Origin of the sequence: Streptomyces sp. CA-142005 (genome assembly GCF_050942335.1) — a bacterium.
Taxonomy (GTDB): domain Bacteria; phylum Actinomycetota; class Actinomycetes; order Streptomycetales; family Streptomycetaceae; genus Streptomyces.
The window spans coordinates 4,959,615-4,986,096 of sequence record NZ_CP192078.1; the positions used below are offsets into that span (position 1 = coordinate 4,959,615).

Annotated in this window: 17 protein-coding genes, 2 tRNA genes and 1 riboswitch; of the genes, 9 read left to right on the top strand and 10 right to left on the bottom strand. The window is 72.8% G+C overall.

From position 1 onward, the window contains the following. Window positions 1–111 precede the first annotated feature (111 nt). Window positions 112–1,491 carry an NAD(P)/FAD-dependent oxidoreductase gene (locus ACQPXS_RS23310; protein ID WP_365323863.1) on the bottom strand — a complete coding sequence of 460 codons (1,380 nt, stop codon included), beginning with the start codon at window positions 1,489–1,491 and terminating at the stop codon, window positions 112–114. A gap of 375 nt (window positions 1,492–1,866) precedes the next feature. Here ACQPXS_RS23310 and ACQPXS_RS23315 point away from each other — a divergent pair, with 375 nt between their 5' ends. Further along, window positions 1,867–2,646 (top strand): TetR/AcrR family transcriptional regulator, encoded by a 780-nt coding sequence (locus ACQPXS_RS23315; RefSeq protein ID WP_433451216.1) that lies wholly within the window; start codon window positions 1,867–1,869, stop codon window positions 2,644–2,646. A gap of 328 nt (window positions 2,647–2,974) precedes the next feature. After that, on the top strand, window positions 2,975–4,870 hold the full coding sequence (locus tag ACQPXS_RS23320; RefSeq protein ID WP_433451217.1) for a sigma-70 family RNA polymerase sigma factor: 1,896 nt from the start codon (window positions 2,975–2,977) through the stop codon (window positions 4,868–4,870). A 61-nt stretch (window positions 4,871–4,931) separates the two neighbouring features. Here the strand turns inward: ACQPXS_RS23320 and ACQPXS_RS23325 are convergent, their stop codons facing one another. Continuing rightward, complete coding sequence (locus tag ACQPXS_RS23325) at window positions 4,932–8,264, bottom strand: BTAD domain-containing putative transcriptional regulator (protein ID WP_433451218.1); 3,333 nt, start codon at window positions 8,262–8,264, stop codon at window positions 4,932–4,934. A gap of 255 nt (window positions 8,265–8,519) precedes the next feature. Continuing rightward, window positions 8,520–10,595 (bottom strand): asparagine synthase-related protein, encoded by a 2,076-nt coding sequence (locus ACQPXS_RS23330; RefSeq protein ID WP_433451219.1) that lies wholly within the window; start codon window positions 10,593–10,595, stop codon window positions 8,520–8,522. Window positions 10,596–11,263: 668 nt separating this feature from the next. Between ACQPXS_RS23330 and ACQPXS_RS23335 the strand changes: the two genes are divergently transcribed. From ACQPXS_RS23335 to ACQPXS_RS23350, 4 genes are all read left to right on the top strand, one after another. Beyond that, entirely contained in the window at window positions 11,264–12,688 is a 1,425-nt protein-coding gene (locus tag ACQPXS_RS23335) for an MFS transporter (RefSeq protein WP_356301181.1), read from the top strand. Window positions 12,689–12,749: 61 nt separating this feature from the next. Further along, window positions 12,750–13,967, top strand: coding sequence for an L-2-hydroxyglutarate oxidase (gene lhgO, locus ACQPXS_RS23340; protein ID WP_433451221.1), 1,218 nt, complete (start codon window positions 12,750–12,752; stop codon window positions 13,965–13,967). Window positions 13,968–14,023: 56 nt separating this feature from the next. Next, on the top strand, window positions 14,024–14,872 hold the full coding sequence (gene trmB, locus ACQPXS_RS23345; RefSeq protein WP_433451222.1) for a tRNA (guanosine(46)-N7)-methyltransferase TrmB: 849 nt from the start codon (window positions 14,024–14,026) through the stop codon (window positions 14,870–14,872). A gap of 42 nt (window positions 14,873–14,914) precedes the next feature. Next, window positions 14,915–16,279, top strand: coding sequence for a PrsW family intramembrane metalloprotease (locus ACQPXS_RS23350; protein WP_433451223.1), 1,365 nt, complete (start codon window positions 14,915–14,917; stop codon window positions 16,277–16,279). Between the two features lie 115 nt (window positions 16,280–16,394). Here the strand turns inward: ACQPXS_RS23350 and ACQPXS_RS23355 are convergent, their stop codons facing one another. Together ACQPXS_RS23355 and ACQPXS_RS23360 are read right to left on the bottom strand one after the other, a co-directional pair. Beyond that, window positions 16,395–17,339, bottom strand: coding sequence for an aldo/keto reductase (locus tag ACQPXS_RS23355; protein WP_399173015.1), 945 nt, complete (start codon window positions 17,337–17,339; stop codon window positions 16,395–16,397). Window positions 17,340–17,410: 71 nt separating this feature from the next. Next, on the bottom strand, window positions 17,411–18,439 hold the full coding sequence (locus ACQPXS_RS23360) for a M23 family metallopeptidase (RefSeq protein WP_433451224.1): 1,029 nt from the start codon (window positions 18,437–18,439) through the stop codon (window positions 17,411–17,413). A 9-nt stretch (window positions 18,440–18,448) separates the two neighbouring features. Then, a riboswitch (cyclic di-AMP (ydaO/yuaA leader) is annotated at window positions 18,449–18,593 on the bottom strand. Window positions 18,594–18,902: 309 nt separating this feature from the next. On the opposite strand from ACQPXS_RS23360, the gene ACQPXS_RS23365 reads away from it, so the two are divergent. After that, window positions 18,903–18,976, top strand: a tRNA-Met gene (locus ACQPXS_RS23365). A 59-nt stretch (window positions 18,977–19,035) separates the two neighbouring features. Here the strand turns inward: ACQPXS_RS23365 and ACQPXS_RS23370 are convergent. Continuing rightward, the gene (locus ACQPXS_RS23370; protein ID WP_433451225.1) at window positions 19,036–20,169 is read right to left on the bottom strand and encodes a dihydrofolate reductase family protein; all 1,134 of its coding nucleotides are present in this window, start codon (window positions 20,167–20,169) and stop codon (window positions 19,036–19,038) included. A 62-nt stretch (window positions 20,170–20,231) separates the two neighbouring features. Between ACQPXS_RS23370 and ACQPXS_RS23375 the strand changes: the two genes are divergently transcribed. Both ACQPXS_RS23375 and ACQPXS_RS23380 read left to right on the top strand, forming a co-directional pair. Further along, complete coding sequence (locus tag ACQPXS_RS23375; RefSeq protein WP_351802621.1) at window positions 20,232–20,753, top strand: MarR family winged helix-turn-helix transcriptional regulator; 522 nt, start codon at window positions 20,232–20,234, stop codon at window positions 20,751–20,753. Between the two features lie 82 nt (window positions 20,754–20,835). Then, a complete protein-coding gene (locus ACQPXS_RS23380; protein ID WP_433451227.1) occupies window positions 20,836–21,468 on the top strand; it encodes a GTP cyclohydrolase II in 633 nt (210 codons plus the stop codon). A 161-nt stretch (window positions 21,469–21,629) separates the two neighbouring features. On the opposite strand, the gene ACQPXS_RS23385 is transcribed toward ACQPXS_RS23380, so the two are convergent. The 4 genes from ACQPXS_RS23385 to ACQPXS_RS23400 all read right to left on the bottom strand — a co-directional run bounded on the left by ACQPXS_RS23385 (window position 21,630) and on the right by ACQPXS_RS23400 (window position 26,370). Then, window positions 21,630–21,702: transfer RNA gene (locus tag ACQPXS_RS23385), tRNA-Lys, on the bottom strand. A gap of 99 nt (window positions 21,703–21,801) precedes the next feature. Beyond that, window positions 21,802–23,337, bottom strand: coding sequence for an amino acid permease (locus tag ACQPXS_RS23390; RefSeq protein ID WP_433451228.1), 1,536 nt, complete (start codon window positions 23,335–23,337; stop codon window positions 21,802–21,804). Window positions 23,338–23,450: 113 nt separating this feature from the next. After that, window positions 23,451–25,604, bottom strand: coding sequence for a DEAD/DEAH box helicase (locus ACQPXS_RS23395; protein ID WP_433451229.1), 2,154 nt, complete (start codon window positions 25,602–25,604; stop codon window positions 23,451–23,453). A 235-nt stretch (window positions 25,605–25,839) separates the two neighbouring features. Then, window positions 25,840–26,370: a hypothetical protein gene (locus tag ACQPXS_RS23400; protein ID WP_433451230.1), complete on the bottom strand. Its 531-nt coding sequence runs from the start codon at window positions 26,368–26,370 to the stop codon at window positions 25,840–25,842. Window positions 26,371–26,482 lie beyond the last annotated feature (112 nt).

Here is a 26,482-nt window from a genome sequence, read left to right on the forward strand (position 1 = left end):
GCTTAAGGGCGGGCGGGTGGCCCGTCCGAGGACGTGGGGCAGTCTGGCAGGGGGCGAGCCGCGGCGACATCCGTCAGACGCCTGGGCGGGCCGGGGAGTTCCTGGGTCCGGTCAGGACGACCCCTTCGGGTCGTCCGAGGGGCTGTGAGGAGGCTTTCCACCGGCAGCGAGTTCGAACTCCGCTCGCGGATGTTCGAGCGAACCGAGCGAGACGATCTCCCTCTTGAAGAGCCCGGCGAGGGTCCATTCCGCCAGGACACGGGCCTTTCGGTTGAAAGTGGGCACCCTGCTGAGGTGGTAGACGCGGTGCATGAACCAGGCAGGGTAGCCCTTCAGCTTGCGCCCGTAGACCTGGGCGACGCCCTCGTGCAGGCCGAGGGAGGCGACCGAGCCGACGTACTTGTGGGCGTACGTCTCCAGGGGCTCACCGCGCAGCGCGTGGGCGATGTTGTCGCCGAGGGTCCGGGCCTGGCGGACGGCGTGCTGGGCGTTGGGCGCGGTCTCGGTGCCGGGTTCGGCTGCGGTGACGTCGGGGACGGCCGCCGCGTCTCCGGCCGCCCAGGCGTGCTCCGTGCCGTCGACGGTCAGCTGGGCGGTGCATTTGAGCCTGCCGCGCGCGGTGAGCGGCAGGTCGGTCGCGGCGAGCAGGGGGCTGGGCTTGACGCCGGCCGTCCACACGACCGTACGGGTCGGGAAGCGCTGGCCGTCGCTGAGGACGGCGACGCGGTCGGCACAGGAGTCCAGGCGGGTTTCGAGGAGCACCTGGATGTTGCGGCGGCGCAGCTGGGTGACGGTGTAGCGGCCCATTTCCTCGCCGACCTCGGGGAGGATGCGGTCGGAGGCCTCCACGAGGATCCACTTCATGTCCTCGGGGCGGACGTTGTGGTAGTAGCGCGCGGCGTAGCGGGCCATGTCCTGGAGCTCGGCGAGTGCCTCCACGCCCGCGTAGCCGCCGCCGACGAAGACGAACGTCAGGGCGGCGTCGCGGATCGCGGGGTCGCGGGTGGAGGAGGCGATGTCCATCTGCTCGATGACGTGGTTGCGCAGGCCGATGGCCTCTTCGACGGTCTTGAAGCCGATGCCGTACTCGGCGAGGCCGGGGATGGGCAGCGTGCGGGAGATCGAGCCGGGGGCCAGCACGAGCTCGTCGTAACCGAGGAGTTCGGCCGGTTTTCCCTCCTCGGCGGTGGCGAGGGTGCGGACGGCGGCGGTGCGCACCGCGTGGTCGATGGACGTCACCTCGCCGACGACCACATGACAGTGGTCCAGGACGCGACGCAGCGGTACGACGACATGGCGAGGCGAGATCGAACCGGCGGCCGCTTCCGGAAGGAACGGCTGGTACGTCATGTAGGGGTCCGGAGTGACGACGGTGATGTCGACCTCACCCCGCCTGAGCTCGCCCTTCAGCTTCCGCTGCAGACGCAGTGCCGTGTACATCCCGACGTAGCCGCCGCCGACAACCAGAATGCGCGCACGTTCCTTCACCATCCCATGACGCACCCGACTCTGTTGTTTGTCCACAGCCCCGGCAATTTGTGTGACTGGCGGCCGGGTGCGCGTGGGGCCGGGCCCGGTGCCGGGACGGGACGAAAGGGGGCAGGTCAGCGGGGGCGGGCGATGGGGCGCGAAGGTGAGGAAACGGGATGTACGAGACCCGTACTCCGATCGGGGGGCGCACTGTGCGGAACCTGCCCCTTCTGAATTGACTTCCTCTCAACTATGTTCGTGTGTCGACGGGGTGTAGGGAATGTGGTCGAACGGGTGCCGCGACGGGCGGACCCGGTCGAGAACGACGTCAGTTCCACACGCTTCGGATCACAGGCGGGGAGTCTCCGGGGGGAGACGTCATTACCGGGGGAACACATGCATGTTCAGGACACGCATTGGTCATCTGCAGCCGCCATCGCACCGGGTGGCGGGGCGATGAACGCGGCGGTGGGCAACGGACGCGCGGACGCGGCGCGTACGGCCCCGCTGCGGGTGGACGCACAGCGCAATCTGGAACACGTGCTGCGTGCGGCACGTGAGGTCTTCGGCGAGCTGGGGTACGGCGCGCCGATGGAGGACGTGGCCCGGCGGGCCCGGGTGGGTGTCGGCACGGTGTACCGGCGCTTTCCCAGCAAGGACGTGCTGGTCCGGCGGATAGCCGAGGAGGAGACCGCCCGGCTGACCGAGCAGGCGCGGGCCGCGCTCGGGCAGGAGGACGAGCCGTGGTCGGCGCTGTCCCGGTTCCTGCGGACGTCCGTGGCGTCCGGGGCGGGGCGGTTGCTGCCGCCGCAGGTCCTGCGGGTCGGCTCCGCGCAGGGCTCCGCCGAGTCGGGTGGTCCGGGCGGGGCGCCCGCCGAGGAGGCTCGGGTGCCTCAGCAGCGGGTGCAGCCGGCGGCCGGTGAGCTTCGGCTGGTGCCCGGGGAAGCCCCCGGGGCAGCCGACGACAGCGGGGTCGGAGCGTTGCTCGATGTGGTGGGGCAGCTGGTGGAGCGGGCTCGGGCGGCCGGTGAGCTGCGGGCGGACGTGTCCGTGGGGGATGTGCTGCTGGTGATCGCCACGGCGGCACCGTCTCTGCCGGATGCGGCGCAGCAGGCGGCGGCTTCGGCCCGGTTGCTGGACATCCTGCTGGAGGGGCTGCGGTCGCGTCCCGCGTAGGGGTCCCCGCCGTCGGCGGCTGCGGGTGGTTGCCTTGCAGGCGGTTCGGGGTGGGTGGCCCTGTGGTCTTCGGCCTGACCGGGAGCCGGGGCTGATCGCGCAGCCCCCGCGCCCCTGGGGGGCCTGCCGGGCCGCCTGCCCCATCGGCGTCCCTCACCGAAAGCGACCTTCTCTGCGGTTCCCTCGTTCGAGTGATGGCCGAAAGTCTGTGCCGACAGCGGCCCTCGGATGAGTGGATGCCGTGAACATGGAGCCCTTGAACAAAAAACCATGTGGCACCCTGAGCCGGTGACGGGTTGGGCTGGGCGGGTGTCGGGGGCTTTCCGCGATGGGCGTTGACGGGTGGGACGAGTCACGCGGTGACGACGCGAGCGCGGAGGCCGCCGGCCCGACCCCGCCCCAGGTGCCGAATCAGGGCGGGCCTCCGGCTTCCACGGGCGGGCGGAGCGAGAGGAGCGTGCCGGCCCAGCGTGCCGGCAGCGTGCTGCCGCCGCCCCGGGAGCTGCCGCCCGACGACGGCGAGCTGATCGAGCGGATGCGCGGCGGTGACGACTCCGCGTACGAGGAGCTCTACCGGCGGCACGCGGACCCCGTACGGCGCTATGCGCGCAGCTGCTGCCGGGACGCGCACACCGCCGACGACCTGACGGCCGAGGTCTTCGCCCGGATGCTGCAGGCGGTGCGCGGCGGATCGGGGCCCTCGCACGCCGTGCGGGCCTATCTGCTGACCTCCGTGCGGCGCGTCGCCGCGCACTGGACCAAGTCGGCCCGGCGCGAGCAGCTCGTGGACGACTTCGCCGTCTTCGCCCAACAGGCCTCGCATGCCTCCGAAGGATCCGGCACCGCTGCCTCCGTCGGCTCCTTCGGAGCGGGCCTGGACCTCGGCGCCGATGTGCGCGCGATGCACGAGGCCGAGCAGTCGATGGCGATGCGGGCCTTCCGCTCGCTGCCCGAGCGCTGGCAGGCCGTGCTGTGGCACACCGAAGTGGAGGACGAGTCCCCGAGTGAAGTGGCCGTGCTGTTCGGGCTGGACGCCAACGGCACGCGCGTGCTGGCGAGCCGCGCCCGCGAGGGGCTGAAGCAGGCCTATCTCCAGGCCCACGTCAGCGCCTCCCTCGCCGCCGACGAGGAGTGCTCCCGCTACGCCGACCAGCTCGGCACCTACGCCCGTCGCAAACTGCGCATCCGTGCCGAGCGGGGCCTGCGCAAGCACCTGGAGGAATGCGCCAAGTGCCGGCTGGCGGCGGCTCAGATCGAGGAGGTCGCCGGCGGTATCCCCGCTGTCGTCCCGGTCGCGGTCATCGGCTGGTTCGGGGCCGCCGGGTACGCCAAGGCGCTCGGCGTCATCGCCGGCAGCGCCGGGGCGGGGGCGGCGGGTGCCGCCGCGGCCACCGGGTCGTCGTCCGGCGGTGCGGGCGGTGCCGCGGCCTCGGAGGGGCTCGGGGCACCGGTGAAGGCGGGGATCGCGGCCGGTGTGGTCGCGGTGGCCGCCGCCGCGGTGGCACTGGCCCTGGCGAACGACAGCCATCCGCCGGCGAAGGAGACCGCCAGACCGACGCCGTCCGCGCCGGTCGCGCAGCCTCCGGCGCCGAAGCCGACCCCGTCGAAGCAGAAGCCCTCGCCGCAGCCGGTGGTGCTCGCAGCCGAGCCGACCCCCACCCCGACGCCGACGCCCACTCCGACCCCCACCCCGACGCCGACGCCCGAGCCCACCCCTACACCGACGCCGCCGCCCCCGCCGAAACCCACGCCCAGCCCGACCCCGACGCCCACTCCACCCCCGGCGCCCACCGTCTACGAGCTGAGCGACCTGAGTTACGACGTCGACGGCGACGGCAGCAAGCCCGAGATCCGGCTCGGCGGGAGCAGCTGGGTGTGGCAGCGCTACGGCATGTCGATCGGCGGCAAGCAGTACGCGCGCGGGGCGACCGTGCACGGCGAGTCCTCCGTCACCATCGACCTCAACCGGCGGTGCGGCTCCTACGACGCACTGGCCGGCGTGGACGACATGACGCTCGGCCTCGGCAAGGTGTCCTTCTCCGTCTGGGCCGACGGCGTCCGGCTGTGGCAGTCCGGGATGCTCAAGGGACGCGACCAGGCCGTGCCCGTCCATGTGGACCTCACCGGTCGCAGGACCGTACGGCTCGTCGTACGGCCGCACAGCAACGTCTTCGACCAGGCGGCGCTCGCGGACTGGGCGGAGTCCCGGTTCACCTGCCGGTAGGCCGAAAGGCCGGCGAGCGGAAGGCCGCTGAGCGGAAGCACCGAAAGGCGGCCGCCGGCCCTCACCGGGCGCGCTCGACGGCCGCCTCCTCGGTGCCGAGCTCGCGCAGCACGTCGGCCGCGTCGAGGGACGCGCCCCGGGCGCGCTCGGCCGCGTACCGCTCGGGCGGCAGGGCCGCGCGGGCGCCGGCCTGCACCCGGGCGGCCTCGCTGCCTTCCGGCTCGGGACGCGGAGTGCCGGCGCGCCAGTGGTCCGCGGCGGCGAACAGCCGGACCGCACCGGCCAGATCGCCGCACCGGGCCCGCAGACCGGCCGCGATGTCCACCAGCCCCGCCGTGATCGTCTCGGCGCACCGCTGGGCCACGGCCGCGCGCAGCGCCCCGGCGATGATCGGCAGCCCGTGCGCGGGGCCCGACTCTTCGGCGGCGAGGAGCGCCTCGACGATGCGCAGGGCCGCCTCGAACTGCGGTGGCGGGGTGCCGCCGCGGGCCACCGCGCGGGTCTCCTGGTACAGCTCGCGGGCCCGGGCGGTCTGCCCGTCGTGCAGGGCGATGTGGGCGAGCAGCAGCCGTACGAAGGCACGCGACTCCGGCACCGCGTACCGGTCGGCGGCCGCGCCCGCCTCGTCCAGGGCGGCCACCGCGGTCTTCGGGTCGCCGGAGCGGTAGGAGATCTCGGCGAGCCGGGCCAGCAGGAAGGGCGACTCGGCGTAGGCCTTCACCTCGTAGGCCAGGCGCAGTGCCTCCTCGTACTCACCGCGCGCCTCGGCGAACCTGCCGCGGGCCATGGCCGCCTCGCCGGCCGCGCTGCACACCTGGGCCCGCATCCAGCGGTCCCCGACGCGCCGGCTGAGCGTCCGCAGCTCGGCCAGGTCCTCGTCCACGCCCCGCAGGTTGCCCGGGGAGTCGACGATCACGTGGGTGCGGAACATCAGCGAGACGCCGATCTCCCAGTCGCCGCCGTACGCCCGGCAGTTGGCCACCGTCGCGGCCATGTCCGGCCCGACGTCCGCCGGGCCGCCCAGGTAGTAGGCGGTCAGCGGCCACACGATGCCAGGGAACCGGGCGGCCTGGGGGCCGCCGTGCTCGTAGGCGGCGCGGACGCGTGCGATGTACTCCGCTGCGCGCGGGTCGCCCGCCAGGTGCTCGGTACTCGACTCGGAGGTCAGGAACAGATCGAGCATCCGCAGATCCATCCGCACGTCCCGCAGCGGGTGCCCGGCCTTTCCGTCGGGCACGGCGAGGAAGTCGCCGATCGGATCGGCCGACTCCACCAGGGACATCAGGTCGGCGCCGACGCCGAGGGCGGGCGGGGCATCCGAGGTCGACAGGGCGTCCAGTGCCACGCCCAGGCGCAGGACCAGCCGTACCCACGCGACCGCTTCCTGGCGGTGGTTGCGGAGCCACCAGAACCAGCCGATGGCCAGGACGATCGCGGCCGCCTCCGGCTCGTCGCCGGCGCGTACGGAGCGGTCCAGGGCAGCCCGGATGTTGTCCAGCTCGGTCTCCAGGCGGGAGATCCAGGGGAGTTGGTCCGCCGAACGCAGGCTCGGCTCGGCCTCCTCGACCAGCGCCCGCACCCAGGCGCGATGCCGGCGCTCGGCCCTGGCGCGCAGTCCGGGGATCTCGGCCGCGCGCTCGGTGGCGTACTCGTGGATGGTCTCCAGCATGCGGTAGCGCATGCCGCCGGAGCCGTCGGGGCCGCTGGGCGCGGCCACGACGAGGGACTTGTCGACGAGGGCGCCGATCAGGTCGGCGGCCGGTCCGGTGCACACGGCCTCGGCGGCCGCGAGGTCCCAGCCGCCGGCGAACACCGACACCTCGCACAGCACCGTACGCTCGCGCTCGTCCAGCAGGTCCCAGGACCAGTCGACGACCGCGCGCAGGGTCTGCTGGCGGGGCAGGACCGTACGGCTGCCGGAGGTGAGCAGGCGGAAGCGGTCGTCGAGCCGGTCGGCGATCTGCCGCGGGGTCAGCAGCCTGAGCCGGGCGGCGGCCAGCTCGATGGCGAGCGGCAGCCCGTCCAGGCGGCGGCAGATCTCCGCCACGGCCCCGGTGTCGGCGAGCACCGCTTCGGCGTCGGGACGGACGGCCTTCGCGCGCTCGGCGAACAGGCGGTGCGCCTGCTCCGGGACCAGGGGCTCGACCGGGCGCACCGACTCACCGGGGACGAGCAGGGGTTCACGGCTGGTCGCGAGGATCGTGAGGCCCGGGCAGTGGGTGAGGAGGGTCTCGGCGAGGGCGGCGGCCGCGCCGATGACGTGTTCGCAGTTGTCAAGGATCAGGAGCTGGCTGCGCGGGGCGCAGTACTCGATCAGCAGGGCGACGGGGTCGGCCTGCGGGGTCGCCAGCTCGTTGGTCAGCAGCACGGTCTCGCGCAGACCGAGCGCGCTGACCACGGCGCCGGGCACCGCCTCCGGGTGGTCGAGCGGGGCCAGCTCGACCAGCCATGCGTGCGGGAGCCCTGCGGCGGCCTCCTCGGCGAGGCGGGTCTTTCCCGAGCCGCCCGGTCCGGTGAGCGTGACCAGGCGGGCCCTGTGCAAGTCGGAACGAATGGCTTCGAGTTCTGGTTCCCGACCGACGAAGGACGTCAGGCGGGGGCGCAGATTGCCGGTGCGCTCGGGCGGTTGAGCGGGAGCCGGCGCGGTCGGTGACTTCGTCGGCTGCGGCTGGGGTTCCTGCTGCCTGAGCAACGACGTGTGCAGGGCTTTGAGTTCCGGGCCCGGGTCGGTGCCGAGGGTGTCGGCGAGGGTGCGGCGGGCGGACTCGTACGCGGCGAGGGCGTCCGCAAGGCGGCCGGTGTCGCGCAGGGCGCGGATGAGCAGGGCGTGCAGGGGCTCGTCCAGCGGGTGGGCCGTGGTGAGTTCCGTCAGCTCGGGTACGGCGTCCGGGGCGCGGCCGAGGTCGAGGGCGGCGGCGGCACGGGCGCGGGTGGCCTCCAGGCGCCGGGCCTCCGCGCGGGTGGCGGCGGTGCGGTCGGGGAGGTCGGCGAGGGCGGGGCCGTGCCAGAGGGCGAGGGCCTCGGTGAGGGTGCGGTGGGCGGTGGCCGGGTCGCCGGTGGTGAGGGCCTTGGTGCCGGCGTCGACGAGGCGCTCGAAGACGTACAGGTCCACGTCGTCCTCCAGCGCCTCGAGGCGGTAGCCGCCCGGGGTGGAGGTGATGGTGTGGCGGCCGAGGGTGCGGCGGAGGCGGCCGACCAGGGCCTGGAGGGCGGCGGGGGCGTCCTGGGGCGGGTCGTCCGCCCAGATCTCGTCGATCAGGGTTTCGGGGGTGGTGGCGCGGGAGGGGCGGAGGGCCAGGGCGGTCAGGAGTGTGCGCAGGCGTGGGCCGCCGATGGGTACGGGGGTGCCCTGGTCGTCCGCTGCTTGGGCTACGCCCAGAATTCTGTACCGCACCTGGTCATTGTCGCGGGGGGCTCGGGGTGGGGCACGGGGTTTCTTCGGCGGCGGCACCGGACCACGACGGCGAGGGCGCCCCGTGAGGGGCGCGGGGAACTGCGCGAGCGGCCCCACCGGCCGGCAGTCGGCAGACGGCGGGAGCCACCCCGGCGGGGCGCGGGGCCTGGGGGCGACAGCCCGCAGAACGGCAGGGCGGCAGCCCCAGAACGGCACGGCGGCAGCCCCCAGCAAGGCAGGGCCGGCACCCAGCCGTCACGCGCCGGAGGCCAGCGCGTCCCTCCTCGGCTGAATCCCGGAGGGCACCGCACGCGCGCGTGCCGGTGTTCCCGTCCAGCACGTCCCCCGGCGGGACAGGAGGCGGTGGAGCCAGAGTTCGAGGGAGACGAGGTCGGCGAGCCCGTCGAGGGGGAGGGGGTCGCCGGCGGCGGCGTCGCGCAGGGCCTTGCGGACGACGCGGGCCTCCACCAGACCGGCGTCGGCCAGCAGAGGGCTGGAGAAGAGGTCCTGGAGGGGGTCGGCCGCCACGCGCAGGCCCGTGCGTGCGGCCGCCGCCGAGGAGGCGTGGGAGGGGGCGCCCCAGCCGGGCGGGAGGTCGGTGACGCCGGCGCCCTCCAGGACCCTGCGGAGGATGGAGGAGCGGGCGCCTGGCTGGACGCGGAGCGCCTCCGGGAGGGCGCGGCAGGCGCGCACGACCTGGTTGTCGAGGAACGGCGCGTGCAGGCGCTGGGAGCGGATCTCGGCGGCCTGCTCCAGGACGCGCAGGTCGGCGGCGTGGCGGGCGAGGGCGGCACGCGCGCGGTACTCGCCGGGACGCTGGGCGCCGGTCGCCGAGCGGTCCGCCTCGGTCTGCAGCAGAACCGATACTTCGGCCAGCGCCTCCCCGGTCAGCCACCGGGCCGCCGGCCCGGGTCTGGCCCAGGTCAGCGCGGCGAGGGACGCGCCGACCGCTCCCCCCGGCTCGTCCAGGTGGCGCCGCATCAGCCGCTCGGCCAGCACCTCCAGGCCGGCCCGGTACGGCGTACGGGCGAGCCGGCGGGCGGCGCCGTACACGCGCGCGGGGACCATCACCGAGCCGTCGGCCTTGGCGAGCGCGGCGACCGGGCGCACCAGATGGCGCCGTTTGCGGTCCATCAGGAGGTCGGCGAGGCGGGCGGGGTGGGCGTCCAGGACCTGGCGGGCGCCGTGGCCGGTGAAGTGGTCGGCGCTGCCGGCGGCGAGCCGGGCGCGGTGCCGGGCGGCGGTGACCAGCGAGGGTCCGGGTTCGTCGGTGAGGGGGCCGTCGAGTTCGGCGTACGGCAGGGTCTCCTCGGCGCCGGTGACGACGACGTGGTGCAGGCGCGGGTTGGCGGCGAGGGCGCCGGCGCGTTCCAGTTCGGCCTCGCGGCCGCCGACGGCCAGGTCGTTGAAGGTGACGGCGAGGAGCCGTTCGCCCGCGCCCGTGCCGTGGCCGAGGAGCGTGCCGGGTCTGCCGGGCAGCCCGGCGGCCAGCAGCGCGAGGGTGCCGGAGGCGGGGCCGCCGGAGAGGTCGGCGCCGATGCCGGGCACGGGCATCCCGCGCCGGGCCCGCCGCTCGGCCGGGCCCATGCCGGGCACCGGACCGGGGTCGAGGTCGGGCACGTGCCGGGGCGCCGAGAGCCGGGTGCGGACCGCCTCCACCAGCGCGTCCCGTACGGCGTCCACGGCGCGGTCGGGGTCGGCCGGGGGCGCGGCCACGGCGAGGGAGGCGACCGGCTCGTACCCGGCGATCTCCCGCGCCCCGGCGCGCAGCACGAGCGCGTGCCCCGGCGGTACCCGCCGCACGCCCTCGTAGGGGGTGGTGTCGCGCAGCGCGGCCGGTACGTCCGGGGCGGCGAGCAGCGCGGCAAGATGGGCGAAGTCGAGGTTGGCCTCGATGAGGTCGGCGAGGGGCAGCGCGGCGGTGGCGTAGGCGGTGCCGCCGGCCCAGGGGGTGTGGAACACGGGGCGGGCGCCCGCGAGATCGCCGCAGACGGTGATGCGGCGGCCGACCTTGACGACGGCCGTGTAGCTGCCCGGCCAGGTCGTCAGGTGGCGCAGCGCGCCCCCGCGCGCGGTGAACAGGCCGCGCCGCAGTTCCTCGTCGGAGGCGCCGCAGATGCCGAGGACGGCGATGCGGTTGTCGCCGTCGGCCTTCACCATGCGCACCTCGTCCGGGCGCCAGTCGCCGACGGCCCACAGGGGATCCGGGTCGCCCCACAGGAGCTGGGAGCCGACCGGGTGCAGGGTCTCGCCCTCGTAGCCGGTGGCCCCCGCGGAGCCGATCCCGGCGACGCCCGCGGCGGTGCTGCTCCAACCCACCAACCACCGCATCGACGCCTCCACAGGCTGTGGACAACACTGCACCGTACGAACCGGATCCCCATGCTGCCACGAGAGACGCGTTGTGGAGGGGCGGCGGCACCGGCTTCGATCGAGGGAAATGCCCGGCGGGCATGCGGACGGTGCGACTCGAATGCGCCCCCCGTACGCTCCCCCAAGACGCCCTTCGCGCCCTCAAGTTGCGTGGTCGGAGGGCATGTCCACCAGGACGGGCGGGGGCGATTTCAAGCCAAATATGTTGAGCGGAACGGGATATGAGCACGCTCCGTACAGGCCTGCGGAGAGCGCGGCGGCGCGGACACGCGCACAGTCCGGGAGGCGGGCATCGCCTCCCGGACCGGTCCGCCACCCGCGGGGATGAAGGTGGCGGTGTCCCCCAGCCCACTGGATCCAGTACAGCGGGCCGACCCACGCAAGAGCCATGGAACCGCTCCCCCGATGGCCGGAGAAGAGCGCACGGACGGGCGCACGGCCACACGTGCGGGGGCACGCGGCGACAGGCCGTGCACGGTGCGTACAGGACCGCACTTCCGTACGGACCACAATCCCGCCATCCGGAACAATGCCCCTTAACGCTTGGGATGCGGCGAACTACGCTGGGTTTACGAATGCCGCATGGTTATGCCAGCGCGGCAGCCGTCTGTGTCGAGGGGTGGCGCATGTCCAGGGAGCAACGCGGGCCGAACGAAAAGCTCGGCGCCGTTCTCGCCCTCGCGGGAATCAGCAACGCAGGACTCGCCAGGCGCGTCAACGACCTTGGGGCGCAACGCGGGTTGACTCTTCGCTACGACAAGACCTCCGTGGCGCGCTGGGTGTCGAAGGGGATGGTGCCGCAGGGTGCGGCGCCGCACCTCATCGCGGCCGCCATCGGACAGAAGCTCGGCCGCCCGGTGCCGCTCCACGAGATCGGCCTGGCGGACGCGGATCCCGCGCCCGAGGTGGGCCTCGCCTTCCCCAGAGACGTCGGACAGGCGGTGAAGTCGGCGACCGAGCTGTACCGTCTCGACCTCGCCGGGCGCCGGGCCGGCTCCGGCGGCATCTGGCAGTCGCTCGCCGGCTCGTTCGCGGTGAGCGCATACGCAACGCCTGCCTCGCGCTGGCTGATAACCCCCGCCGACAGCTCGGTCGCGCGGGAGGCGAGTTCCGCCGAGGGCTCCGGCGCACCGATCAAAGTCGGCCACAGCGACGTGCAGAAGCTGCGGGAGGCCGCCGAGGACGCCCGGCGGTGGGACTCCAAGTACGGGGGCGGGGACTGGCGTTCGTCGATGGTGCCGGAGTGCCTGCGGGTGGAGGCGGCACCGCTGCTGCTCGGCTCCTACTCCGACGAAGTGGGCCGCGCGCTCTTCGGGGCGTCCGCCGAACTCACCCGGCTCGCCGGGTGGATGGCCTTCGACACCGGTCAGCAGGAGGCGGCACAGCGGTACTACATCCAGGCGCTGCGCCTCGCGCGCGCGGCGGCGGACGTCCCGCTGGGGGGCTATGTGCTGGCCTCCATGTCCCTGCAGGCGACGTATCGCGGCTTCGGCGACGAGGGCGTCGATCTGGCACAGGCCGCGCTGGAGCGCAACCGCGGGCTGGCGACCGCGCGCACGATGAGTTTCTTCCGGCTGGTGGAGGCGCGGGCACACGCGCGTGCGGGCGATGCCCAGGCGGCGGGTGCGGCGCTGAAGGCGGCCGAGGGGTGGCTGGAGCGGTCCCGGGAGGGCGACAACGATCCTTCGTGGCTTGGTTTCTATGGATATGACCGTTTCGCTGCGGATGCGGCCGAGTGCTACCGGGATCTGAAGGCCCCGCGACAGGTACGGAGGTTCACGGAACAGGCCTTGTCGAAGCCGACCGAGGAGTTCGTGCGCTCGCACGGCCTGCGGCTGGTCGTGTCGGCCGTCGCCGAGCTGGAGTCCGGGAATCTCGACGCCGCCTGCGAGCAGGGGGTGCGGGCCGTGGAGGTGGCCGGTCGGATCTCTTCGGCCCGCACGACCGAGTACGTGAAGGACCTCCTGCACCGGCTGGAGCCGTACGGGGACGAGCCGAGGGTGGTCGAGCTGCGGGAGCGGGCCCGGCCCCTGCTGATGGCTCCGGCCTGAGAACGGTCACATCCGCGTTTGAAGGCTTTGTCAGTGGCGCAGTGCACTATCGAGGTGGGAGGTGGTGCAGGTGCCGGTCGGGGCGTACGACTGTGACGTGCTCGTGGTCGGTGGGGGGATCGTCGGGCTGTCCACGGCGTATGCGATCACCCGGGCCGCACCGGGTACGGCGGTCACCGTGCTGGAGAAGGAGCCGGGGCCGGCCCGGCACCAGACGGGGCGCAACAGCGGGGTCATCCACAGCGGGATCTACTACCGGCCGGGCTCACTCAAGGCGCGGTACGCGGTGCGGGGCGCCGCCGAGATGGTGAAGTTCTGCGCCGAGTACGGCATCGCGCACGCCGTCACCGGCAAGCTGATCGTCGCCACGGACCGGGAGGAGCTGCCCCGGCTGCACGCGCTCGTGCAGCGCGGCAGGGAGAACGGCATTCCGGTGCGGGAGCTGGGCCCCGCGCAGATCGGTGAGTACGAGCCCGAGGTGCGGGGACTGGCGGCGATCCACGTCGGCACCACGGGGGTGTGCGACTTCGCCGGCGTCGCCCGGCACCTGGCGCAGGCCTCGGGGGCCGAGATCCGGTACGGCGCCCGCGTCGTACGCGTCGACCGGCGCCCGGAGCGCGGCGTGGCCGTACTCACCTCGGGCGGGGATGTCGTACGCGCGCGCGTGCTGGTGAACTGCGCCGGGCTGTACTGCGACGAGATCGCCCGGCTGACCGGGGACGAGCCCGGGGTGCGGATCGTGCCGTTCCGCGGGGAGTACTACGAGCTGGCGCGGCCGGAGCTGGTGCGCGGGCTGGTGTATCCGGTGCCGGACCCGGCCTTCCCCTTCCTCGGGGTCCATCTGACCCGGGGCATCGACGGAGGCGTGCACATCGGCCCCAACGCGGTGCCGGCCCTGGCCCGGGAGGGGTACGGCTGGGGGGTCGTACGGCCCCGGGAGCTGGCCGGGACCGTGGCGTGGCCGGGGTCGTGGGCCATCGCCCGGCGGCACTGGAGATACGGCGCGGGAGAGCTGCACCGCTCGCTGTCGAAGGGGGCGTTCCTGGAGGCGGTGCGCAGGTTGCTGCCCGGAACGGAGGCGGACGACCTGGTGCGGGCCCCTGCCGGGGTGCGGGCGCAGGCGGTGTTGCGGGACGGCACGCTGGTGGACGACTTCTTGATCAAGCAGGGGGCTCGTGCCGTGCATGTGCTGAACGCGCCCTCGCCCGCGGCCACCGCTTCCCTGCCGATCGGGCGGGAAGTGGGGCGCCGGGTGCTGGACATGCTCGGCTCCCTGTAGCGCCGTCCCGGACCCCGGTCCGTTCGGCGGTGCCGCGCCGTAAAATCTGTCCTACTGTGTCTGACTTCCTCAACGCCCCCGAAGCCCTCTCGCCGACCTCCCACACCCCCGGCGTGTCCGTCCGGCACACCCGGGTCAAGGGTGAGCCGCGGTTTCCGGACGGACCCAAGGCCGATCCGGCCGGATCGCACTTCGAGCGGCGGATCCGGAGTTTTCAGCCGCGGCGCAGCCGGGTGACCGCCGGGCAGGCGGACGCGCTGCAGCGGCTGTGGCCCAAGTGGGGGCTGGACATCGACGGGCAGAAGGTCATCGACCTCGGCGAGCTGTTCGGGAACGACAGGCCCGTCGTCCTGGAGATCGGCTTCGGGATGGGCGAGGCCACCGCGCAGATGGCCGCCGCCGACCCGGACACCAACATCCTCGCCGTCGACGTGCACACCCCGGGCCAGGGCAATCTGCTGGCTCTCGCCGACCGTCACGGCCTGCGCAACGTCCGGGTGGGCAACGGGGACGCGATCATCCTGCTCCGGGAGATGCTCACCGCCGACTCGCTCGACGGGTTGCGGGTGTACTTCCCGGACCCCTGGCCCAAGAAGCGGCACCACAAGCGGCGGCTCATCCAGCCCGAGTTCCTGACGCTGGCCGCGACGCGGCTCAGGCCCGGCGCGATCGTGCACTGCGCGACCGACTGGGAGCCGTACGCCGAACAGATGCTCGAGGTGCTCAGCGCCCATCCCGACTTCGAGAACACGCAGGCGGACGGCGGTTTCGCCACGCGCCCCGAGTTCCGGCCGCTGACCCGTTTCGAGGGGCAGGGACTGGAGAAGGGACATGTGGTGAACGATCTGCTCTTCCGGCGCGTACCGCACCAGGACCGGCGTCCGTCCGGACATCAGGACCGATAAAACGCTCCAGCCCCTCGTCCCGTCACCGTTAGGGTCGATGCCGTGGCCACCAGTCCTCCGTTTCCGACGTATCCCCCGGGCCCCCACGGCCCCCTGCTCCGCCATCCGCACTGGTGGCAGCGCAGGTGGGTGCGGTACGGAGCACTGATCACCCTGCTCGCGCTGTCCGGTCTCGTCATCCTCGCCCTGGTGCGCAGACAGACCGGTACCGAGGGGTTTCTCGTCGGGCTCGGCCTTGCCGTGCTGCCCGTGCCCTGGCTGATAGCCGCGTTCCGGTGGCTGGACCGGGTCGAGCCGGGGCCCTGGCGGAACCTGGTCTTCGCCTTCGCCTGGGGAGCGTGCGCGGCGGCGCTGATAGCCATCGTCGCCAACAGCTTCGCGACCAAGTGGATAGCCACGGCCACCGCCGATCCGGCCGGTGCGAACACCCTCGGCGCCACCGTGATCGCGCCGATCGTGGAGGAGTCCGCCAAGGCCGCGGCCGTGCTGCTCGTCTTCCTCTTCCGCAGACGTGACTTCACCGGGATCGTCGACGGGGTGGTGATAGCGGGCATCACCGCCACCGGGTTCGCGTTCACGGAGAACATCCTCTATCTGGGGACGGCCTTCGGGGTCGACCAGCTCAGCGGCGGCCGCGGCATCGTCTCCGTCACCGCCGCCACCTTCTTCGTGCGCATCGTGATGTCCCCGTTCGCGCACCCCCTGTTCACCACCCTCACCGGCCTCGGTTTCGGCATCGCGGCGCTGTCCGCCCCGCGGCAGCGGGTCCGGCGGATGCTGCTGCCGGTCTGCGGCCTGCTGCTCGCGATGAGCATGCACGCCTTCTGGAACGGCTCCTCCACCTTCGGCGAGTTCGGGTTCTTCGCCGTCTACGGCGGATTCATGGTGCCCGTGTTCGGCCTGCTGACCTGGCTCGCGATCTGGACGCGGCAGCGGGAGCTGCGCACCGTGCGGGAGGAGCTGCCGGCGTATGTGCTGGCCGGGTGGCTGGGACCGGCCGAGCCGTTCGCGCTCGGGTCGATGCGGGCGCGGCGGACGGCCCGTGACTACGCCCGGCACCACGGCGGCCGGCCGGCGGCGCGGACGGTGGCGCAGTACGAGGCGTACGCGACCTCGCTCGCCTTTCTGCGGCACCGGGGGCGCAAGGGGAAGGCCGGGGCCGACTTCGTCGTCCGGGAGCGGGAGCTGCTGGACCAGCTGTGGAAGCACAGGGATGTGGCCCGGCCGGCCCTGGAGTACGCGGCGCGAGCGACCGCGCCGGTCCGGCCGATGTACGCGGCGCCCGTGCCGGCCCCTGCGGCGCATTGGCCGGGGTACGGCTATCCGGGACCGGGGTACGGCTATCCAGGGCCGGGGTACGGCTATCCGGCGGCGCCCTACTCCGCTTACAACCCGTATCAGTCCTAGCCGGTCGCGTCGCGGAGGGTTCGCCACCGCCGGACTGCGCCGTCGCGGCTGAGCGTCGCGGCGGAAGGAGAGCCGCAGGCGGCCGGCAGAAGGCAGCCCGCGGCCGGGGCGGGAATCAGGCGGACGCCTCCGTCAGGCTCGCCACTTCCTCCTCCGTCAGCTTCAGGTCCACCACGCCCAGCAGTGCCGGCAGCTGGTCCACCGTGCGGGCCGAGGCGATCGGGGCCGTGATCGTCGGCTGGGCGGCGAGCCAGGCGAGGGCGACCGTGGCGACGGGGGCGTCGTGGGCGGCGGCGATCTCGTCGAGGGCCGCGAGGACCTTCTGGCCGCGCTCGGACTCCGCGTACTCCTGGGCCCGGCCCGCGCGGGCGCTGTCGACCTTGGTGCCGGGACGGTACTTGCCGGTCAGGAAACCCGCGGCGAGGGAGAAGTAGGGCACCGAGGACAGGCCCTCCTTGGCGGCCAGGTCCTGCAGCGGGCCCTCGTAGGTGTCGCGGGAGACGAGGTTGTAGTGGGGCTGGAGGGCGACATAGCGGGCGAGGCCCTCGCGGTCGGAGAAGTCGAGCGAGGCCCTCAGGCGCTCGGGGCTGATGTTGGAGGCGGCGATGTGGCGGACCTTGCCCGCCTTCACCAGCTCGTCCAGCGCGCCGATGATCTCCTCGACCGGGACCTCGGGCTTGTCGAAGTGGGTGTAGTAGAGGTCGATGTGGTCGGTGTCCAGGCGGCGCAGGGAGGCGTCCGCGGCGGCCTTGATGTTGGCAGCGGACAGGCCCTGGAACTCGGGGTGCTGGCTGACCTTGGTCGCGATGACGACGCGGTCGCGGTTGCCTCGGGACTTGACCCACTTGCCGATGACCGTCTCGGACTCGCCGCCCTTGTGGCCCTCGATCCAGGCCGAGTAGGAGTCGGCGGTGTCGATGAAGTTGCCGCCGGCGGCCGTGTAGGCGTCCAGGACGGCGAAGGAGGTCTCCTCGTCGGCGGTCCAGCCGAAGACGTTGCCGCCCAGGCAGAGCGGGAAGACCTCGAGGTCGGAGGAACCGAGTGTGCGCAGGGAAGTCATGCTCCACATCAACACCGGCGGCAGATGATCGCATTCCGCCGCCGGTGCAAAGTCCCCCGTACAGACGGCTGTCAGGGGTTGAGGCCCTTGTCGCGCAGCCACGGCGCCGGGTCGACGGCGGTGGCCTGGCCGTTCGGGTGGACCTCCAGGTGGAGGTGGGGGCCGGTGACGTTGCCGGTGGCGCCGACCCGGCCGATGACCTCGCCGGTGGAGACCTTCTGGCCGACGGAGACGTTGATCGAGGACTGGTGGCAGAACCACAGCTCGGTGCCGTCGTCCAGGGTCAGGACGGTGCGGTAGCCGTAGGCGCCGGCCCAGCCCGCCTCGGTGACCGTGCCGCTGTGGATGGCCTTGATGAGCGTGCCGGTCGGGGCGGCGAAGTCGAGGCCGGTGTGGTAGCCGGAGGACCACATCGCGCCGGGCTGCCCGAAGGTGCCGGTGATCGTGTACGAGACGACGGGCAGCTGGTACTGCTTGGCCAGCTCGGCCAGCCGCGCGGCCTCGGCGGCCTTCTTGGCGTCGGCCTCCGCCTTCTCCTTGGCGGCGGCGGCCTTGGCGGCGGCCTCCTTCTCCGCCTTGGCGGCCGCGGCGGCGGCCTGCTGGTCGGCGGCGGCGATCGCGGCGGCGGTGGCCTTGCCGTCGGCCTGGCCCTTCTGCTGCTCGGCCTGGGCCATGATCCGGTTGCGCAGGGCCTCGCCGGCGTTGCCGCTGTCGGCGCTGTCCGTGGTCACGCCCACGTGGCTGAGCCCGGTGGTGGAGGCCTGCGGTGTGTCGGAGGAGCCGCCGTCGAAGATGTGCTCGACGGAGTCCAGGTCCGGCATGGATATGGAGACCGGCGGCTTGCCGGTGTTGGCGCTGGCCATGCCGCCCGCGCCGACCGCGGCGATCACGCCGACGCCGAGGACGGTGGAGCTGCGTGCGAAGCCGCCGCGCTGCTTGGCGACGCGGTGCCGGCCACGGACCGGGGCGACGGAGTCCTCGGTGGGGTTCCACTCCTCCCAGGGCCCCTCCTCGGCGCGGTAGGCGCCGTAGCCGAAGGTCTCCGGCTGGGCTTGCGCGGGCACGAACGGGGCTTCTGGGGCGGGCCGGTTGGACGCCACTCGGGCGTACTCCTTTCCTTCCTCCGCCTACCGGGTTAGCTGACGGGTTCGGAGCAGGAAGGTCTCCTACGCGCGTATACCGGCTGGTATCCGCGCGATTCACCCCAAGATGGTGGTTCCCCGGTTCCCTTGCGGGATTCGACGCGTGCGCACGGAGCCGCCTCTTGTGACGGCTGGGACGACCGCGCTGCGTTATCGAACGTTAATAGACCCGGCAGCCACTTTCCAAGCCGTTCGGCTTGATCATTAACGCTTTCAACGATGGACTTACCGTTCAAGAACACTCCAAACCGGGCGAGTTGGCCACCGCTCAGGAGCGTCCGCGTTTTTGATGGTGACTCAGATGTTATGCGGAGGGCTGTCGTCCGGTCACTGTCGGTGAAGGTGATCACGGGAGTCGTGGAGGGGTGACCGGTGTGCGGCCGATCGGATGACCGCGTGGTGTACAGTAGAGACACAACGACGCGGGGTGGAGCAGCTCGGTAGCTCGCTGGGCTCATAACCCAGAGGTCGCAGGTTCAAATCCTGTCCCCGCTACTGAAGGCTCAGGGCCCGGAATCCTCGGATTCCGGGCCCTGAGCGTTTGCACGGGCGCCTCAGCCCAGCAGATGCCCGTTCGGCGCCTTGGCGGATTCCTCCAGCTCGGGCAGGACGACCACCTCGGCACCCGCCTTGACCAGAATCCCCGTACCGTCGGCCGCCGCCACGAACGTGTCCGGCTCCCGCCAGGCGGTGACCACCCGGCGCACCCCCGCCCGAAGGATCAGCTCGGCGCAGGGCGCGGGCCGCGAGGCACGCCGCGCGCAGGGCTCCAGGCTGCTGTACACCGTGGCGGCAGCCAGTCGCGGATCCGCCGGGTCGATCTTCGCGAGCGCGGCCTCCTCCGCGTGGACCACGGGATCATCCCCCTCCCGGGAGTGGCCGCGAGCCAGCTCCGTACCGTCGGCGGCGACCACCACCGCGCCGACGCTGAACGCCGTCTCCGAGGGCGGACACAGCGCGGCGAGTTCACAGGCGGTGCGCAGCCAGTGCCGGTCGGCGGCGGTGGCGAGGGGACCCGTGCCGGGCGCGGTGGGCTCGTAGCGCATGAGGACGACGTCCTCGATCCGGCGGGTCTCGGTCAGACGCAGCCGGCCGGACTGGTAGCCACCGGGGCCGAACAGGCGGGGCGCGGCGGGGTCGCCGACGAAGAGCGGGGCGAGGACCAGCTGGAGCTCGTCGGCGAGGCCCAGCTGCAGCAGCTGGGTGTGGACCGTGCCGCCGCCCTCGACCATCAGCCGTCCGACCCCGCGCACGTCGTGCAGGTGGGACAGCAGGGCCCGCCAGTCGAGGCCGGGGCCGAGCGGGACGATGTCGGCGGCGCCGCCGAGGCGGCGGGCGGCCCGCTCGGCACCCCGGTCGGTGGTGTAGACGAGCTTGTCGCCGCCGGTGTGCCAGAAGTTTGCGTCGGGGTCGAGGTCGCCGGTGGCGCTGACGGTCACCTTCAGCGGGTACTCCGGCCGGCCCGCCCGGACCCGCGCCGCGCGGCGCTCGGCGGAGTTGACCAGCAACCGCGGGTTGTCGGCGCGGATCGTGCCGGCGCCGATCAGGATGGCGTCGACGGAGGCCCGTACCGCGTCGACCCGGTCGAAGTCGGCCGGGCTGGACAGCAGGAGCCGGTCGGGGCCGGTGTCGTCCAGGTAGCCGTCGAGGGAGACGGCGGCGGACAGCAGCACGTACGGGTACGACATCGGCGCGGTCTCCCTGCGAGGCGAGGCTTGGTTCAAGTTTGAAACAAACTTACACTGGCGGCATGACGACCCGCTGGCTCAGCCCTGAGGAGCAGCGCGCCTGGCGCGCGTATCTCGCCGCGACCCACCTCCTGGAGGACGCGATCGACCGACAGCTCCAGCAGGACGCCGGCATGCCGCACCTGTTCTACTCCGTGCTGGCCAACCTGTCCGACGCGCCCGACCGGCGGCTGCGGATGACCGACCTCGCCGAAACGCTGAAGATCACGCGCAGCAGGCTGACGTATGCGGTGACCCGCCTCGAGCGGGACGGGCTGGTGCGCCGGGAGGACTGCCGCTGGGACAAGCGCAGCAGTATCGCCGTGCTGACGGACGAGGGGATGGCCGTCCTGGAGCGTACGGCACCGGGGCACGTCGAGACCGTGCGCGCCGCCCTGTTCGACCGGCTCACGCCGGAGCAGGTGGGGCAGCTGGAGGAGATCTGCACGGGGATCGCGCGCGGGCTGCAGGGCGAGGGTGCCGAGTCGGGGGCGGAGGACGTGCCCTGGCGGCGCCGTTCGTCGTGTCCTTCCTCCGGTAATTGATTGCTTTAACTTTGAAGCAGCGGTAGGGTCCCGTCTGTACCGCTGCTTCAAATCTGAAGCAACAGCCTCCGGAGGGACCCGCATGCCCGACACCCCCGCCGCCACGCCGCGCGCCCGCGTCCGGGTACCGCTGCGCTTCCAGGACGGCTACAGCGTCGACGCCGAACTCGTCACCTTCCACGGCCTCGCCGACGGCCAGGAGCACGTCGCCGTCCTCCTCGGCGACCCCGCCCCCGGCACCGTCCCGCTGGTGCGCCTGCACTCCGAGTGCCTGACCGGCGACGTCTTCGGCTCGGCCCGCTGCGACTGCGGACCCCAGCTGCGCGAGGCGGTCGAGCGCATCGCCGACCGCGGCGGCGTCCTGCTCTACCTCCGCCAGGAGGGCCGCGGCATCGGTCTCTACAACAAGCTCGACGCGTACGCCCTGCAGGACCAGGGCCTCGACACCTACGAGGCGAACGCCGCGCTCGGCCTGCCGGAGGACGCCCGCGACTACACGGCCGCCGCGCAGATGCTCGCCGCCCTCGGCATCGGGGAGCTGGACCTGCTGTCCAACAACCCCGACAAGGCCGAGCAGTTGCGCGCGCTGGGCGTCGTCGTCCGGGACCGGGTGCCGACCGGCGTCTTCACCACGGCCCACAACGTCCGCTACCTGCGCGCGAAGGTCCTCCAGACCCGCCACACCCTCCCGCTGGCCGAGCTCAACGTGGGCTGAGGCCAGTGGACGGCCGGGGCCGGCAGGGTCGCCGCGACGGCGTGCGCGGTGCGGAAGCCGGACGGCGGCACGCGTCCGGAAACGAGACGGCGTCCGGGCCGGCGAAGCCGGCTCGGACGCCGCGCAGCAGGTCAGAGGGCATGGAGCCCGCCTGCGGACCGTAGGCCCTGTGGGACTCGAACCCACAACCAATGGATTAAAAGTCCACTGCTCTGCCAATTGAGCTAAGGGCCCAGGCGATGTTGCCTGTCCGAGCATAGCCGGACGCGGCCGTGTCTCCGATCGGGTATCGGTGACACGGCCGCGTCGGGAGGGTGCCAAGGCTCCGGATGGTCACTTTTCGACCGGGTTCGGGGCGGTGACGGTCCGCTGTGCGCTGAGGAACCAGTGGCGGGCCGAGGCCAGCCACCAGCTCGCGGCGAAGCCGAGGACGACCAGGACGGCGACGGGCGCGTAGTTGAAGGTCTTCCAGGTGACCGGGGAGACCTGCGGGAGCATGAAGAGGATCGTGATCGCCACGACCCAGGTCACGGAGACGATTCCGATCAGGGCGGACCAGCGGCCCAGGTGCCAGGGCCCGCGTTCGAAGGCGGTGCCCCTGCGGACCCGCAGGAAGGTCGGGATGACGTACGCGATGTAGAGGCCGATGACGGCGATCGAGGTCACCGCCGCGTACGCGGTCGAGTTGATCAGGTAGGGCAGGCCGAGGGCGAGTGCCGCCAGCGCGGCCAGCCAGACCGCCGCCACGGGCGTGCGGGTGCGCGGGCTGACCGTGTGCCAGACGTGGGAGAAGGGCAGCGCGCCGTCGCGCGAAAAGGCGTAGATCATGCGGCTGTTGGCGGTCACCGAGGCCATGCCGCAGAAGAGCTGGGCGCCGATCACCACCAGCAGCAACAGCTTCCCCGTCGTCGCTCCCAGCGCGTCCAGGAGGATCTGCGCCGGGGGCGCACCCGTCGGGGACGTCAGTTCCTTGTCGTACGACTGGATCGCGAAGGTGAAGCCGAGCAGGAGCACGAAGCCCGCGATCCAGGACGTCCAGATCGAGCGGACGATGCCCTTCGGGCCCGCCGTGGACGCGTCGTGGGTCTCCTCGGTCATGTGGGCGGAGGCGTCGTAGCCGGTGAAGGTGTACTGGGCCATCAGAAGGCCGAGCAGGACGACGTAGGTGCCGCTGCCCCAGCCCGTCTCGTTGACGAACTTCGTGAACACGAACGACGCCGACTGGTGGTGGTCGGGGAAGAAGGCGAGCGCGCCGACGATCACCGCCACGCCCAGCACGTGCCACCACACGCTCACGTCGTTCAGGAACGCGACGATGCGCACGCCGAAGGTGTTCAGCAGGCCGTGGAGGACGAGGATCGCCGCGAAGAGGAGGACCGTGCGGCCCGGGGTCACCTCGAAGTCGAACTGGAGGTTCAGGTACGCGCCGAGGAACGAGGCCGCGCCGAAGTCGATGCCGGCGGTCACCGCGACCTGGCCCAGCACGTTGAACCAGCCGGTGAACCAGGCCCAGGCCGCCGCCGACCGGGCGGGTGCCAGACGGTGCGCCCAGAAGTACAGGCCGGCCGAGGTGGGGTAGGCCGAGCAGATCTCGGCCATCGACAGGCCGACGAACAGGGTCATCAGGCCGACGACCACCCAGCCCCAGGTGATCACCGCGGGGCCGCCGGTGGTCATGCCGAAGAGGTAGAGGGTCAGGCAGCCGGACAGGACCGAGATGATCGTGAAGGAGACGGCGTAGTTCGAGAACGCCGACATCCGGCGGGCGAGGACCTGGGTGTAACCGAGCTGGGCCAGCCGTTCCTCGTCCGACAGCCCGGACGGGCCGGACGTTTCCTGCTGCCCGCTCACTCTCGCGTCATCTGTCATGCCCCCAGCATTTCCCTCACCGAGGGCGTGACATGCGTCGCCCGGTGGCGAAAAAGGGCCCGTACGACGTCGTCGTACGGGCCCTTCTGAGGTCACTCGGACCTCACTGGGTGTCAGCCGTTGCGCTTCCAGCGCGGCTTGTCCTCGCGGCGGCCGAAGGAGCCGTTGCCGCGGTGGTCGTCACGGCGGCCGTAGGGGCGCTCGTGGCCGCCGGTGCGGAAGCCCGGGCGGTCGTCGCGGCGGTCGCGGTTGAACGGGCGGTCGCTGCCCCGGTGCCCGCCGCGCTCGTCCCGGCGGAAACCGCCACGGTCGCCACGGTCCCGGTCGAAGGAGCGGCCACCGCGGTCGTCACGACGGTCGCGGTCGAACGGGCGGCGGTCGTCGCGGCGCTCGAAACCACGGGAGCCGCCCCGGTCGTCACGGCGCTCGAACCCACGCTCACCACGGTCCCGGTCGAAGGAACGGCCACCGCGGTCGTCACGGCGGTCGCGGTCGAAGGGACGGCGGTCGTCACGACGGTCACGGTCGAACGGGCGGCGGTCGTCGCGGCGCTCGAAACCACGGGAGCCGCCCCGGTCGTCACGGCGCTCGAAGCCACGGCCACCGCGGTCACCACGGTCGTAACCGCCGCGCTCCTCACGGCGCTCGAAGCCCCGCTCACCACGGTCCCGGTCGAAGCCGCGCCGCTCCCGGCGCTCGTACGGCGCCGAAGCCGCCGGACGCTCCTCGCGCTCGGTCTCCCGCTGCGCCGGCTCCTCGGTCACGGCCGCGAGCTCCTCCGCCGCCGTCGCCTGGGCCTCGGCCACCGCGGTCTCGGGGTCCTCACCGCGCTCGCGGGCGACCCGGGCGACCAGCCGGTCGGCCTCCTCGCGCAGCTCGGTGGCACGGCGCTGGGCGCGCTCCAGCTGCTTGGTGAGCTGGGCGACCTCGCGCTCGGCCTGCTGGGCGGCGTTGGCGGCGGACTCGGCCTGGACCTCGGTCATGGAACGGGCGCCGGTGATGTCGGCGACCTCCGGGTCGAAGGCGGCGCCGCCCTGGATGATGTGGCGGGCCGCGTCGACGCCGGCGTCCTCCATGAGGCGGAAGATCTGGCGGCGCTGGTGCGGGAGGGACAGCGACACGACCGTGCCGGTGCGACCCGCTCGGGCGGTGCGGCCGGCGCGGTGCAGGTAGTCCTTGTGGTCGCCGGCCGGGTCCACGTTCAGGACCAGGTCGATGCCGTCGACGTGGATGCCGCGGGCGGCGACGTCGGTGGCGACCAGGACGTTGACGTAGCCGTCCTTGAAGTCGGCCAGGGTGCGCGTGCGGGCGCCCTGGGTCATGCCGCCGTGCAGCGCGTCGGCCTTCACGCCCGCCTCGCGCAGCTGCTCGGCGACGCGGTCGGCGCCCAGCTGGGTGCGGACGAAGATGATCGTGCGGCCCTTGCGGGAGGCGATCGCGGCGGTGACCGGCGCCTTGTCCTTGGGCTTCACGATGAGGATGTGGTGCGACATGGTCGTCACCGCGCCCTGGGCCGCGTCCACCTCGTGGGAGACGGGGCTGTTCAGGTAGCGGTCGACGAGGGTCTGGATCTCGTTCTCCATCGTGGCGGAGAAGAGCATGCGCTGGCCGCCGGCCGGGACCTGGTCGAGCAGCTCGGTGACCTCGGGCAGGAAGCCCAGGTCGGACATCTGGTCGGCCTCGTCGAGGACGGCGATCTGGACGTCCTCCAAGGAGCAGGCGCCGCGGTTGATGATGTCGCGCAGCCGGCCCGGGGTGGCGACCAGGATGTCGACGCCGCGCTCCAGGGCGTAGATCTGGTTGCCCATCGAGGTGCCGCCGCAGACGACCTTCATCTTCAGGCCGAGGACGTCACCGTACGGCTGGAGGGCGTCGGCGACCTGCATGGCCAGCTCGCGGGTCGGGGTGAGGATGACGGCGCGGGGCTTGTGCTTCTGGGTGCGGCCGCCGGCCAGCTGGGCCAGGGTCGGCAGGCCGAAGGAGAGGGTCTTGCCGGAGCCGGTGCGGCCACGGCCGAGGATGTCCTTTCCGTCCAGGGCGTCCGGGATGGTCGCGGCCTGGATCGGGAAGGGGGTCGTCACGCCGTTCTGCGCGAGCTTGCGCACGACGCCCTCGGGCAGGCCGAGGTCGGCGAAGGTGGTCTGGGGGGTGGTGTCAGCGGCCTCGGGGGCCTCGGTGATCTCGGTCGTCGCGTCGGTGAGTTCCTTGTCGAGCTCATTGAGCTCGTTCTCGGACACGACGAACTGATCAGTACTGGACACGGACATGCGAATGCGAAACCTTCCGGAGTCTCGTCGGCACGCGCCCGTCAACTCCGTGATTCGCTCACGACCGCCTCGATGCGGTCCGCCACGGCAAAGGAGAGTACGCGCCACACGGCGCGCTCTGTGGTGGCGCCGGGCAAATGGGATCAAACGATCTGCCACCATACGCACCCACCGCCCCTGAACGCAAACCGGCTCCATATTCGCAGGTGAGCCGCGTCTCCGGCGCCGCCCGAGATCAGGCCGCGATGTCCGCCCCGGGCGCCGGCGCCGGTTCGCGCTCGACGAGCTGTGTCCCCGTCCCCTCGTGGGCCGAGGAGGACGGTTCGGCCGACGGGGGCTCGGAGGTCGCGGGCGGCGGGGTGGAGGCGGGCGGCTCGGGCGGTGCGGAGGTGGCCGGCGGCGTGGGTGGGGCGTTGGTCGGCGCCGGACCGCCGGGGTCGCCGGTGCTGCCGGGGCCCGGCTTCGCCGGGGCCGCGGGCGAGTCGCCCTCGCCGGACGAGGAGGTGGCCGACGGGGAGGCCGACTCCTCTCCGGGCTTCTTCTTGCCGCCGTGCTCGTGCTTACGGTCACCCGCATTGCCGTCGTGCCCGCCGAGGCCGCCGGTGCCGTCCCCCGGGCCGCCGTCGGGTGCCTCGCCGCCGTGCTGCCCGGCCGAGTGCGCGGGCCTGGCCCGGCCCGCGTCGTCACCCACGTTCACACAGCCGGCGGCAGCGGCGAGGGTCAGCACCGTGACGGTGAGCCGGACGGGTACGGGCAAGGGGCGCACGGCGGCCACCTCCGGAGGCAAGGAAAGGAGTCAACCTCCCCAACTCCCGCCGCCCACAAGAGGACACGCGCCGCGCACACGCGGGTTCTCGGCCGCACCCACGCCGCCACCG

Coding starts and splice junctions, on each gene's coding strand:
- ACQPXS_RS23375 (WP_351802621.1), top strand. CDS start 20,232: ATGACGACCCGCTGGCTCAGCCCTGAGGAGCAGCGCGCCTGGCGCGCG.
- ACQPXS_RS23315 (WP_433451216.1), top strand. CDS start 1,867: ATGCATGTTCAGGACACGCATTGGTCATCTGCAGCCGCCATCGCACCG.
- ACQPXS_RS23330 (WP_433451219.1), bottom strand. CDS start 10,595: ATGCGGTGGTTGGTGGGTTGGAGCAGCACCGCCGCGGGCGTCGCCGGG.
- ACQPXS_RS23320 (WP_433451217.1), top strand. CDS start 2,975: ATGGGCGTTGACGGGTGGGACGAGTCACGCGGTGACGACGCGAGCGCG.
- ACQPXS_RS23335 (WP_356301181.1), top strand. CDS start 11,264: ATGTCCAGGGAGCAACGCGGGCCGAACGAAAAGCTCGGCGCCGTTCTC.
- ACQPXS_RS23390 (WP_433451228.1), bottom strand. CDS start 23,337: ATGACAGATGACGCGAGAGTGAGCGGGCAGCAGGAAACGTCCGGCCCG.
- ACQPXS_RS23310 (WP_365323863.1), bottom strand. CDS start 1,491: ATGGTGAAGGAACGTGCGCGCATTCTGGTTGTCGGCGGCGGCTACGTC.
- ACQPXS_RS23370 (WP_433451225.1), bottom strand. CDS start 20,169: ATGTCGTACCCGTACGTGCTGCTGTCCGCCGCCGTCTCCCTCGACGGC.
- ACQPXS_RS23355 (WP_399173015.1), bottom strand. CDS start 17,339: ATGACTTCCCTGCGCACACTCGGTTCCTCCGACCTCGAGGTCTTCCCG.
- ACQPXS_RS23380 (WP_433451227.1), top strand. CDS start 20,836: ATGCCCGACACCCCCGCCGCCACGCCGCGCGCCCGCGTCCGGGTACCG.
- ACQPXS_RS23395 (WP_433451229.1), bottom strand. CDS start 25,604: ATGTCCGTGTCCAGTACTGATCAGTTCGTCGTGTCCGAGAACGAGCTC.